The sequence below is a fragment of the Achromobacter sp. UBA2119 genome (genome assembly GCF_002331005.1).
GTDB lineage: Bacteria > Pseudomonadota > Gammaproteobacteria > Burkholderiales > Burkholderiaceae_B > Achromobacter > Achromobacter animicus.
The window spans coordinates 258,454-270,264 of the sequence record NZ_DCYD01000008.1; the positions used below are offsets into that span (position 1 = coordinate 258,454).

Annotated in this window: 11 protein-coding genes and 1 tRNA gene; 5 read left to right on the plus strand and 7 right to left on the minus strand. The window is 65.0% G+C overall.

Features of this window, described 5'->3' with window-relative positions; all coding sequences use genetic code 11:
* Window positions 1-408: 408 nt before the first annotated feature.
* Window positions 409-2,322 (minus strand): phosphomethylpyrimidine synthase ThiC, encoded by a 1,914-nt coding sequence (thiC, locus tag B3098_RS04950; protein ID WP_175122088.1) that lies wholly within the window; start codon window positions 2,320-2,322, stop codon window positions 409-411.
* A 392-nt stretch (window positions 2,323-2,714) separates the two neighbouring features.
* On the opposite strand from thiC, the gene B3098_RS04955 reads away from it, so the two are divergent.
* Entirely contained in the window at window positions 2,715-3,278 is a 564-nt protein-coding gene (locus tag B3098_RS04955) for a SecDF P1 head subdomain-containing protein (RefSeq protein ID WP_175139481.1), read from the plus strand.
* 145 nt (window positions 3,279-3,423) lie between these two features.
* On the opposite strand, the gene B3098_RS04960 is transcribed toward B3098_RS04955, so the two are convergent.
* Entirely contained in the window at window positions 3,424-3,852 is a 429-nt protein-coding gene (locus B3098_RS04960; RefSeq protein ID WP_255595293.1) for a helix-turn-helix transcriptional regulator, read from the minus strand.
* A 116-nt stretch (window positions 3,853-3,968) separates the two neighbouring features.
* Between B3098_RS04960 and B3098_RS04965 the strand changes: the two genes are divergently transcribed.
* A complete protein-coding gene (locus tag B3098_RS04965) occupies window positions 3,969-4,646 on the plus strand; it encodes a helix-turn-helix domain-containing protein (RefSeq protein ID WP_286892111.1) in 678 nt (225 codons plus the stop codon).
* Between the two features lies 1 nt (window position 4,647).
* Here the strand turns inward: B3098_RS04965 and proB are convergent, their stop codons facing one another.
* The 5 genes from proB to B3098_RS04990 form a co-directional block, all read right to left on the minus strand.
* Entirely contained in the window at window positions 4,648-5,784 is a 1,137-nt protein-coding gene (gene proB, locus B3098_RS04970; RefSeq protein ID WP_175122092.1) for a glutamate 5-kinase, read from the minus strand.
* 55 nt (window positions 5,785-5,839) lie between these two features.
* Window positions 5,840-6,976, minus strand: coding sequence for a GTPase ObgE (gene obgE / locus B3098_RS04975; RefSeq protein ID WP_175122093.1), 1,137 nt, complete (start codon window positions 6,974-6,976; stop codon window positions 5,840-5,842).
* Window positions 6,977-7,177: 201 nt separating this feature from the next.
* Window positions 7,178-7,438, minus strand: coding sequence for a 50S ribosomal protein L27 (gene rpmA, locus B3098_RS04980; RefSeq protein ID WP_006389959.1), 261 nt, complete (start codon window positions 7,436-7,438; stop codon window positions 7,178-7,180).
* A gap of 34 nt (window positions 7,439-7,472) precedes the next feature.
* Entirely contained in the window at window positions 7,473-7,784 is a 312-nt protein-coding gene (gene rplU / locus B3098_RS04985; protein ID WP_006216228.1) for a 50S ribosomal protein L21, read from the minus strand.
* 242 nt (window positions 7,785-8,026) lie between these two features.
* Window positions 8,027-8,785: an IclR family transcriptional regulator gene (locus B3098_RS04990; RefSeq protein ID WP_286892134.1), complete on the minus strand. Its 759-nt coding sequence runs from the start codon at window positions 8,783-8,785 to the stop codon at window positions 8,027-8,029.
* 239 nt (window positions 8,786-9,024) lie between these two features.
* Here B3098_RS04990 and B3098_RS04995 point away from each other — a divergent pair, with 239 nt between their 5' ends.
* The 3 genes from B3098_RS04995 to B3098_RS05005 all read left to right on the plus strand — a co-directional run bounded on the left by B3098_RS04995 (window position 9,025) and on the right by B3098_RS05005 (window position 11,574).
* Entirely contained in the window at window positions 9,025-10,194 is a 1,170-nt protein-coding gene (locus B3098_RS04995) for a fumarylacetoacetate hydrolase family protein (protein ID WP_286892136.1), read from the plus strand.
* 181 nt (window positions 10,195-10,375) lie between these two features.
* On the plus strand, window positions 10,376-11,341 hold the full coding sequence (ispB, locus tag B3098_RS05000) for an octaprenyl diphosphate synthase (RefSeq protein WP_063952160.1): 966 nt from the start codon (window positions 10,376-10,378) through the stop codon (window positions 11,339-11,341).
* A gap of 156 nt (window positions 11,342-11,497) precedes the next feature.
* Window positions 11,498-11,574, plus strand: a tRNA-Pro gene (locus B3098_RS05005).
* Window positions 11,575-11,811: the final 237 nt, after the last annotated feature.

Genomic DNA, 11,811 nt, shown 5'->3' on the forward strand with positions numbered 1-11,811 from the left:
ACGGTATCCCAACCAGATGCCGCCACACGCGAAGCGTCATCGCCACGACGCAAGACGACGCGTAAGCCCACGAAGGCCGCCCGCGCGGCCGCCCGGGGGCGGGCACCGCAAGACGCTTCTCTTCCACCTCGCGGATGGCAAGAACCTAAAGAACCCGACTCGCCCCAACGCCCCGGAAGATTAAGCAACTCGAGCCCGGTGTGGCGTGGGCCTGGGGTGGGCGGGGCGTTTAGATGCGCCCGAGGGAAACCGAAGGGAGCCGAAGGCGTACGAGGTTGACGAAGGGGCAGTCCGGAGCGAAGGCTCCGGACCGCAATCGGAGCCCCGCCCACCCCAGGCCCACGACGCGCCGGGCGTCTAAAGAACCCGATCCGCCGCAAGCCGCAAGCCGCAAGCCACACCCGCAACTCACTGCCGGTGATAAACCTCACTTCCTTTCTTCACAAACTCCACCGACTTCTCCTGCATCCCCTTCGCCAGCGCCTCTTTCTCGCTGACGCCCTGAGCCGCCGCATAATCCCGCACATCCTGCGTGATCTTCATGCTGCAGAAATGCGGCCCGCACATCGAGCAGAAGTGCGCCACCTTCATCGAATCCTTCGGCAGCGTTTCGTCGTGGAATTCCTTCGCCGTATCCGGATCCAGCCCCAGGTTGAACTGATCATCCCAACGGAACTCGAACCGCGCCTTAGATAGCGCGTTGTCGCGGATCGCAGCCCCCGGATGCCCCTTCGCAAGATCAGCCGCATGCGCCGCGATCTTGTACGTGATGATGCCGTCCTTCACGTCCTTCTTGTTCGGCAGTCCCAGGTGTTCCTTCGGCGTCACATAGCAAAGCATCGCCGTGCCGTACCACCCGATCAGTGCCGCACCGATACCCGACGTGATGTGGTCATAGCCAGGCGCGATGTCCGTCGTCAGCGGACCCAGCGTATAGAACGGCGCCTCGTGGCAGTGTTCCAGCTGCAGGTCCATGTTCTCCTTGATCATCTGCATCGGCACATGCCCAGGCCCTTCGATCATCACCTGCACATCGTGCTTCCAGGCCACCTGCGTCAGCTCGCCCAGCGTCTTCAGTTCGGCGAACTGCGCCTCGTCGTTCGCGTCATAGCCCGAGCCCGGCCGCAGGCCGTCGCCCAGCGAAAAGCTCACGTCGTACGCCTTCATGATCTCGCAGATCTCTTCAAAGCGTTCGTACAGGAAGCTCTCCTTGTGATGCGCCAGGCACCACTTCGCCATGATCGAGCCGCCGCGCGACACGATGCCCGTCATCCGGTCTGCCGTCATCGGAATGAACGGCAGTCGCACGCCCGCATGGATCGTGAAATAGTCCACGCCTTGCTCCGCCTGCTCGATCAGCGTGTCGCGGAAGATCTCCCAGGTCAGGTCCTCGGCCTTGCCGTCCACCTTCTCCAGCGCCTGGTAGATCGGCACCGTGCCGATCGGCACCGGCGAATTGCGGATGATCCACTCGCGGGTTTCGTGGATGTGTTTGCCCGTGGACAGGTCCATCACCGTGTCGCCGCCCCAGCGGATCGCCCACGTCATCTTCTCCACTTCCTCGCCGATCCCCGAGCTCACCGCGGAATTGCCGATGTTCGCGTTGATCTTCACCAGGAAATTGCGGCCGATTGCCATCGGTTCCACTTCCGGGTGATTGATGTTGGCCGGAATGATCGCCCGGCCGCGCGCCACTTCCGCGCGCACGAATTCCGGCGTGATCGCGGCCGGAATCGAGGCGCCGAACGATTGGCCCGGATGCTGGCGCAGCAGGCGCTTGACCATCTTCTCGCCGTCGGGACCGCTGTCGCGCAGCGTCTGGAGGTAGTGCTCGCGGCGCAGGCTTTCGCGGATCGCCACGTATTCCATTTCCGGCGTGATGATGCCGCGGCGCGCGTAGTGCATCTGCGACACGTTCGCGCCTGACTTTGCGCGGCGCGGCGGGCGCTGCAGGTCAAAGCGCATCGCCGTCAGCTTGGGATCGGTCAGACGCGACTTGCCGTAATCGCTGGTGGGACCGGACAGCAGCTCCGTATCGCCGCGCTCCTCGATCCAGGCCCGGCGCAGTTCCGGCAGGCCGCGGCGGATATCGATCTTGGCCTCGGGGTCCGTGTACGGGCCGCTACAGTCGTACACCGTCAGCGGCGGGTTCTTCTCGCCGCCGAACATCGTCGGCGTGTCGTCCTGTTCGATTTCCCGGAAGGGTACGCGGATGTCGGGGCGTGAGCCCACTTCATACACGCGGCGGGATTTGGGCAGCGGTGCGACGGCCGCCGCGTCGACTTCGGCGGTAGCGGCCAGGAATTTGGGATTGGCGTTCATGGAAAGCTCCAAGCGAGTGGTTGGAGCCGATCGGGATGGACTCCCGTCCAGGCGTGCGAAGACGCGCGGCGGGAATACGCTCCCAGCATCGGCATTATCCGTACTGGTACGAAGGGACTCTCTCAACACGTCGCCGCCCTGAAGCGGGACGAGTACCCCTGCGTGAACGCTAAGTATAGAGCCAAGCAGACCCGGCGCATTCATCAATCTATTGGGAATGCCGCAAGCCGCGTAAATAGGGCTTTTCAAGCAGGCTGGTATTACTGCATTACATTTGGATTCAGTCTAGGCAGACACCGTCATGCAGGTTCGGTACACTTTTTTCCACCCGCCGCGTGTACAGTCTTAGAGTCTTACCGTTCGGCATCAGCCCACTTAAGAAGGAATCGAGCATGCAACTGAACCTACGCACTTTGGCGCCCGCCCTCGTTGTCGTGACATTGGCGCTAGCGGGTTGCAAGACCGCCCCGACTAAGACGTCCGACGCCGCGACCACGCCTCAAGCGGGCCAGCAAGCCGCCACGCCCGCGACCGCCGCGCGCGTGGATTTCTATCTCGCCAAGCGCGAACCCGGCGCCGGCCTGCGTGAAGTCAGCCTCCCGGACGGCAAGCTCTATCTGCAGGAAACGCCCGTCCTCACGCGCGCCGACCTGACCGATGCCGCCGCACTGGTGGACCGCCAAGGTCAGAACTTTGTTGGCCTGCGTTTCTCTGAAGCCGGCACGCGCAAGCTCACCACCGTCAGCACCGCCAACGTCGGCAGCGTCCTGGCTCTGGTGATCGATCAGGAACTGGTTGCCGCGCCGCTGATCGGCGAACCGCTCAACCGCGGCGTGCTGGCATTCGGCGTGCCTTCGGCTCAAGCCGCTTCCGAGATCGCCGCCCGCATCCGTGGCGACGCCGCTCCCGCGGCAGGTGGCACGGCCCCTGCGCCGGCGCCCGCCGCCAAGCCCTGATTCAGGGCGCGCAAAAAAAACCGGCTCATGTAGCCGGTTTTTTTGCGCCGCGTTTTTGTCCGGAAGGGGCGGCGCTTGCATCGCGGGCGTCCAACAAGAGCGGGATGAATGGTTCCGCGTGAACGACCGCCCGCCTGTATCGCAATCAGCCGATCTTGCGTCCGCGCGGCTTGACGCCGCGGCGAAGCAATGTGGTTTCGATGAAGGTCTGGGTCAACGCTTCGAGCATTGCCCGTTCGTCAGCCGTCAGCGACTCGAATTGCGAGGGCGAAATGTTGGGGTAGGGCCAAGGCGCCTGCGGGCGGGGCCGGCCGCCAGGGCGCGGCGCGGCGTCGGACACGCCTGATACTGGCAAGGTATTGCTCAGGTCGTAGGCTTCCAGGGGAAGTTCCATGGGACCCTTGCCGGTCTCCAGCCATTCGACTTCGATCTTCAACACCTGCGCCAGCTTGCGCGCGGATCGGCTCGAATGCCGCAGACCACTTTCGTAGCTGCCGATAGCACTTTGGGAGATTCGCACCAAACGGGCGAGCGCCTTCTGCGTGTGGCCACGAAGAAGACGCGCATGCTTCAGTCGGTCTGAGAATGTTTTCACAGGGCGATTGAAGCTTGCAGGTCGGTCACGTTGGTGGATATAAGTAACACTAGGGTGATAACTTCTGAGGCGGTCGCATGTGGGAGCGGGGCAGCGTGTTCATCGTGCCATCTGAGAATGTGGCGGGGTGGCGTCTTGCCGCCGTGCTGCGCCAGTTTCAATGGGAGACCCGCGTCTTCGCATCGGTGGACGCGCTGCAGGAACACCTGCCTGACCAGGCGCCGGATCTGCTGGCGCTGCAGGGGCCGCGCGCCGGCATTGCCGACCTTGTCGGCCATTTGCGCTATGCCGCGCCTGGCGCCCGGGTGGTGTGGCAGGACGGCAGCGCCACCGCGGCCGAGCGCGCGGCGGCGCTGGACGCGGGCGTCGATGCCTGTGTGCCGGCCGGCATGGAGCCCTTGGAATGGGATGCGCTGTTGCGCAGCCTGTTCCGGCGTTCGCGATGCGGACCGGGCGCGTGGCGCGTCGTTGCGCCGGGGCGGGTGCTGGTGGGCCCTGCGGGTCAGCGGCTGCCGCTCACGCTGCGCGAGCGCGCCGTGCTGATGCGGTTGTTCAACGCGCCGGGCTACTGCCTGCATCGCGAAAACTTCTTTCCGGCGGAAACGCGCGACCCCCTGGACGGCGCGCGGCGCGTGGATGTCGTCGTGTCGCGGCTGCGCAGCAAGGCGCGCCGGTTCAATATCGAACTTCCGCTATTGGCGGTGCGGGGGTGGGGGTACATCCTGCTGCCCGAAGGCGCGGGCAGGACGCCTTCGGTGGCGGACGGCGTCTGACTTACAGCACCACCAGGTTGTCCCGGTGCATGAGCTCGGGTTCGGTCATGCTGCCCAGAATGCGCGCGATCTGCGACGACGGCTGGCGCAGGATGCGGCGCGTGTCGGCAGACGAATAATTGATCAGGCCGCGGGCGCATTCCACGCCCTTGCTGTCCACGCAGGCCACGACGTCGCCGCGGCCGAACTCGCCCTCGACGTCGGTCACGCCGATGGGCAAGAGGCTCTTGCCTTCGCGCAGCAACGCTTGCACGGCGCCGTCGTCCAGCACGACGCGGCCGCGCAGCCGCAGGTGATCGGCCAGCCATTGCTTGCGCGCCGACCACACCGGCAGCACGGCCTGCAATTCGCTGCCGATGCACTCGCCCTGGGCCAGTCGCGTCAGCACGTTGCGTTCGCGGCCCGAGGCGATGACGGTGTGCGCGCCGCTGTGCGCCGCGCGCTTGGCGGCCAGCACCTTGGTCAGCATGCCGCCGGTGCCGATGCCGCTGCCCGCGCCACCCGCCATGGCTTCCAGCGCGGGTTCGCCGGCCTGGGCATGCGAAATGAATTTGGCTTGCGGGTTTTTGCGCGGATCCGAGTCATACAGGCCGCGTTGGTCGGTCAGGATGACCAGCGTGTCGGCTTCGATCAGGTTGGTGACCAGCGCGCCCAGCGTGTCGTTGTCGCCCAGGCGAATTTCATCGGTCACGACCGTGTCGTTTTCGTTCACGATGGGCACGACACCCAGACGCAGCAGTGCAAACAGAGTGCTGCGCGCGTTCAGGTAGCGGTGGCGGTCGGCCAGGTCTTCGTGGGTCAGCAGGATCTGCGCGGTGCGCAGGCCGTGTTCCGCGAAGGCGGCCTCGTAGGCCTGGCACAGTCCCATCTGGCCCACTGCCGCCGCAGCCTGCAGTTCGTGCATGACGGACGGGCGCTTGCGCCAGCCCAGGCGCGCCATGCCTTCGGCGATGGCGCCGCTGGACACCAGCACGATCTGCTTGCCCTGCTTGTGCAGGGCGGCGATCTGCGCGGCCCAGTGCGCGACGGCGGCGCGGTCCAGGCCTCGGCCTTCGTTGGTGACCAGCGATGAGCCGACTTTGGCGACGATGCGCTGGGCGTGGGTGACGACGGAAACGGCGGGTGATTCAGCAGACATGATGGCGGCCGGCTGCGGCGAAAAAAAGCGTAATCGAAAGGACTGCGATTATGGCTTATTCGTTACCGCCGCGCGGCGCCGCCGGCTTGTCCGCGTCGGTGCGCGTGTCGTCAAAGCGCGGGTCCGGCGCCACGTAGGTGCCTTCGGCCTGATCCTGCGCAAGCTGTTCCTTTTCGCGTTCGGCGTCCAGGTAGTCCTGCAGCGCGTAGATCAGGTCTTGCGTGCCCTCGCCCGACAGGCCCGAGATGCCGAATACCGGACCCGTCCAGCCGTAGAGTTCCAGGAAGCGGCGCTTGGTGTCCTCGGGGTCCGGCACCATGTCCAGCTTGTTCAGGATCAGCCAGCGGGGCTTGGCGGCCAGTTCGGCGTCATAGCGGCGCAATTCTTCGACGATAGCGCGGGCGTCCGCGACGGCCTGCTCGACCGGATCGGCGTCCGGGTCCGGCGTGGACACGTCCACCAGGTGCAGCAGCACGCGGGTGCGCGCCAAATGGCGCAGGAACAGGTGGCCAAGGCCGGCGCCTTCGGAGGCGCCTTCGATCAGACCCGGAATGTCGGCCACGACGAAGCTGCGCGACGGCGACGTGCGCACCACGCCCAGATTGGGATGCAGCGTGGTGAACGGATAGTCGGCGATCTTCGGCTTGGCGTTGGAAATGCGGGTGATCAGCGTCGACTTGCCCGCGTTGGGCAGGCCCAGCAGACCCACGTCGGCCAGCACTTTCAATTCCATGCGCAGGTAGCGGTGCTCGCCTTCCTTGCCCGGCGTCCACTGCTTGGGGGCGCGGTTCACGCTGGATTTGAAATGGATGTTGCCCATGCCGCCCTGGCCGCCGGCTGCCAGCACGACTTTCTGTTCGTGCTTGTTCAGGTCGAACAGGACTTCGCCGGTGTCGGCGTCATGGATGATCGTGCCCACCGGCACGCGCAGGGTGATGTCCGGGGCGGCAGCGCCGTACTGATCCGAGCCGCGGCCGTTTTCGCCGTTCTTGGCGCGGTGCAGGCGCGCGTAGCGGAAGTCGATCAGCGTGTTGATGTTGCGATCGGCCACCGCATAGATGGTGCCGCCGCGGCCACCGTCGCCGCCGTCGGGACCGCCACGGGGAATGAATTTTTCGCGGCGAAAGCTCGCCACGCCATTGCCGCCTTTACCGGCGACCACTTCAATGGTGGCTTCGTCTACGAATTTCATGGTGTCTGCGCGTGTAGTGGGTGAGGGCGGGCGTCCGTACAGGGAGCCGCCGGGAGGCAATCGAGAGCTTACTCGCCAATTGCCTTCAAACAAAAAAGCCCTGCCGCACGCGACAGGGCTTTTGCCGTTCGGGAAACGCGGCGAACCGCGTTCCAGATCGTATGCAACCGCGGACGTGAGGGCCGCGGGCTTGCCAACCGATTACTCGGCAGCGACGATCGAAACGGTCTGCTTGTTCAATGCGCCCTTGAAGCCGAATTGAACCTTGCCGTCGACCAGCGCGAACAGGGTGTGGTCCTTGCCCATGCCGACGTTCACGCCAGCGTGGAAGCGAGTACCGCGCTGACGCACGATGATCGAACCAGCGGGAATGAGTTCGCCGCCGAATGCCTTGACGCCCAGACGCTTCGATTCTGAGTCGCGTCCGTTCCGCGTAGAGCCGCCGCCCTTTTTCTGTGCCATGTTTAGCTCCTGCTAAGTGGTACCGAGTCGCTTCTTAAGCCGTGATGGCTTCGATGCGGATTTCGGTGTAGTTCTGACGGTGGCCCTGACGCTTCTGATAGTGCTTGCGACGGCGCATCTTGAAGATCTTGACCTTGTCGTGGCGGCCTTGCGCAAGAACCGTTGCCTTGACCACGGCGCCGGAGACGAGGGGCGTGCCAACTTTCAGTTGGTCGCCTTCGCCCACGGACAGCACTTGGTCCAGGGTGATTTCTTGCCCAATGTCAGCCGGTATCTGTTCTATCTTGAGTTTTTCGCCAGCGGCAACGCGATACTGCTTGCCACCGGTTTTTACGACCGCGTACATGGGGTGTTCCTTAAATAGGTAAATGGGTTCGTTCGTGTGGCCTGCCCTGCTGGGCGAGGGTGCCTTGCTGAACCGCCCTTGCCAAATGCCCGAAGATTCAGGGCTGACCAAGACGTCAGGGGGCATACACGAACAACCGACGTAATTCGGCCATTGCTGACCGAATCCGAGATATTAGCCCGGGACTTTTGGAAAGTCAAAAAGCTGTTGCAGGCTAAGGGCTTAGGTGTGGCGTGAAGGCTTCAGACGGCCGGGATCACGCGCAGCGCGATGTCGCGCGCCACCCGGCGGATGCCGTCCATGGCCGCTTGCCGGTGGGCGTCGTCCAGCCGGTCGGTCGGAATGGACGTGCTGACCGCGACCCGCTTGCCCAGCGGCGTGACGCCAACAAAGGCCGCAAAGCATACGAGGCCGGTGGCGACTTCCTCCCGATCCTGGGCCAGGCCCTCCCGGCGCGCCTCGTCCAGCTCGCGATGCAGGTGCGCGGCGTCCGAGATCGTGCGGTCGGTGACGCGGGGCAGGGTCTTGGGCAGCCGGGCCGCCAGCTCCTCGGGCGTCAGGCTGGCGAGCAGCGCCTTGCCCAGCGCGCAGGCGTGCGCGGGCAGCCGCAAGCCCAGGTCCGACACCAGGCGCACGGGCCGGCGTGCATCTTCCCGCGCCAGGTACACCACGTCAAAGCCATCCAGCGCGGCCAATTGCACTACCTCGTTGCAGCGGTCCACGAAGGCGGCGGCCGAATGGTGAAAGGCCGCTTGCAGACCATCGTGCCGCAGGTAGGCGGCGCCCAGTGCCATCAATTCCAGTCCGATGATGTAGCCGCCGTCCTGGCGTTCGACCCATCGGCGTTGCTCCAGGCAGTCGAGCAGCAGGTACAGCGTGCTCTTGGGCATCTCGCAGGCCCGCGCGAGTTCAGCGGCCTTCACGGGCGTGGGGCGGCCCGCCAGAATGCGCAGGATGTCGTGGGTGCGGCGGATGGCGGGGACGTCGTAATCGGCAGCCATGATTCCAATAGGTTGGACGTAAATGCAAGATGTTGGACATGATAAATGAAGTCTCCTAGACTGGTCCGCGATGCCGATGGGAGTGCCTCGGCGCCGGAAGCCCATGCCGCAGGATTGCGCGTGGGGCTGCCATGCCCGCCGGCCACTCATGCGACCGCGCCACCGACGCCCGGGCGGTACCCCGGCGCAAAACAATCACGCGCCCGCCACCCGGATCGGGCATTACGCGAGGAGACACCATGAACGACAACAACCTGCTGCCCGCCGACCTGCCCGACGCCCTGCTGGTGGGCCGCGTCTGGCGCCCCGATCCTGCCGGCGGACCCAGCGTGGTCGTTGTCCGTGCGGGCGAGGTGATCGATATCACCGCCACGGCGCCGACCGTATCCGACCTGCTGGACCATCCCGACCGCGTGGCCGTGGCGCGCGAGGCCAAGGGCGAATCCCTGGGCGACGCGCGCGCCCTCATGGCGGCCACGCTGCAAGGCGCCGATGGCCCGCGCCTGCTGGCGCCGTGCGATCTGCAGCCCGTAAAGGCGGCGGGCGTCACCTTTGCCATCAGTCTGCTGGAACGCCTGATCGAGGAAGAGGCGGGCGGCGACGCCGGCCGCGCGGAGGAAATCCGCGTGCGGATGCAGGCGCTGATCGGCTCGGATCTGTCCCGGCTGCGCCCGGGATCGCCCGAAGCCATCCGCCTGAAAGCCGAAATGATCGAGCGGGGCCAGTGGTCGCAATATCTGGAAGTGGGCATTGGCCCCGACGCTGAGGTCTTTTCCAAGACACCGCCCATGGCTTCGGTGGGATTCGGCGCGCGGATCGGCGTGCTGCCGGAATCGCAGTGGAACAACCCCGAGCCGGAGATCGTGCTGGCGGTCGACAGCCGGGGAGAAGTGGTGGGCGCCACCTTGGGCAACGACGTGAACCTGCGCGACATCGAAGGCCGCAGCGCGCTGCTCCTGACCAAGGCCAAGGACAACAACGGGTCCTGCGCCATCGGTCCGTTCATCCGGCTGTTCGATGGCGGCTTCACGCTGGACAGCGTGCGCGATGCCGACGTCTCGCTGCGCATCGAAGGCCCCGACGGGTTCGAGCTGGACGGCGTCAGCCACATGCGCGAAATCAGCCGCGACCCACTGGACCTCGTGCGCCAGACTTTTGGTGTGCACCATCAGTATCCCGACGGCTTCATGCTGTTCCTGGGCACCATGTTTTCGCCCTCCAAGGACCGCAAGGGCCCTGGCACCGGCTTCACCCACGTGACCGGCGACCGGGTCGTCATCGCCTCGGAGCGCCTGGGCGCACTGGTCAATGAAGTGCAACTGGCCACCGAAATCCCGCCCTGGACGTTTGGCGTGCGCGCGCTTTACGCCAACCTGGCCGCGCGGGGGCTGCTGCCGTACGGGCGCTGAGCCCGCCGCTGGATCCGACCCGGGGCAGGGCCCGCAGCGCCGGGCCTTGCCGCTTGCGGCATGCGCGCCCGGAATTCCTGCGCACTCCCCGTATAATCCACGGTCGAATCCCCCGCCGACCGCTGGCGGGCCCAGCGGTAAGAGCCGTCACGCGGCTCGCTTCACACTTGTCGGATACGTCTTGAATCTCCCCGCGCTCATTGCCCCCATAGCTGACGATATGAAAGCCGTCGATGCGGTTATCCGCGAGCGGCTGAATTCCGATGTGGTTCTGATCCGCACGATCGGCGACTACATCATTGGAGCGGGCGGCAAGCGCATGCGCCCGGCCATGGTGCTGATGGTGGCGCGCGCCCTGGGCTACGAAGGCACCCATCACCAACTGCTGGCAGCCGTCGTGGAATTCATCCACACCGCCACGCTGCTGCACGACGACGTGGTGGACGAGTCCGACCTGCGCCGCGGGCGCGAAACCGCCAACGCCGTGTTCGGCAACGCGGCCAGCGTCCTGGTGGGCGACTACCTGTATTCGCGGTCGTTCGAGATGATGGTCGAGGCCGACTCGATGCGCATCATGAGCATCCTGTCCGAAGCCACCACCGTGATCGCCGAGGGCGAGGTGCTGCAGCTTCTGAACGTGCATGACCCGGACGTCTCGCAAGAGCGCTACCTGCAGGTGGTGCGCTACAAGACCGCCAAGCTGTTCGAAGCCGCTGCCCAGGTGGGCGCCGTGCTGGCGGGCGCCACGCCCGAGCAGGAAGCCGCCGCGGCCGCCTATGGCCGCCACGTGGGCACCGCGTTCCAGCTGGTCGACGACGTCCTGGACTACAGCGGCGACGCCGCCGCGCTGGGCAAGAACGTCGGCGACGACCTGCGCGAAGGCAAGCCCACGCTGCCGCTGATCCGTGTCATGGAAGTGGGTACGCCTGAACAACAGCAACTGATCCGCGACGCCATCAAGACGGGCGACGCCGACTTCGCTGCCGTGGCCGCCGCCATCCAGGCCACGGACGCGCTGGAACACGCCCGCCTGGCCGCCGTGGCCGAGGCAGATCGGGCCCGTGAAGCCCTTTCGATCTACCCCATTTCCCCTTTTCAAAATTCTCTGTTAGAATTCTGCGCTTTCGCGGTGAATAGAGATCGCTAGCAAAAAACGGCGGTTGGAAATTCATCCAGGGGGTCTGAATATCAGACGGCCTGATGTGAAAAAAGCAGTGAAGAAAGTGCGGTGAAGAAAGTGCGGTGAAGAAAGTGCAGTGAAGCGTTTAGTGGGTCTGAGCACCGCTAAATGAGTAGTCAAGATCGGGGCGTAGCTCAGCCTGGTAGAGTACTGCGTTCGGGACGCAGGAGTCGGAGGTTCGAATCCTCTCGCCCCGACCACTGATTTGTGGTCGAATTTTTGGTGGTGTTCTCGACACCAGCAGCAAGAGCCGGAATCGCGAAAGCGACGCCGGCTTTTTTGCGTTTGCTCTCTTCCTGCGCCAGCAGGATGAACGTCGTCTCGATAGCGACGCCGGCTTCCTGAGCCATCAGCATAGCAGTCCGGTAATCCGGCAGGTGCGTGCCCTTCACATAGCGATCCAGGGTCTGTTGTTTCAGACCCCACGCCTTCGCCAT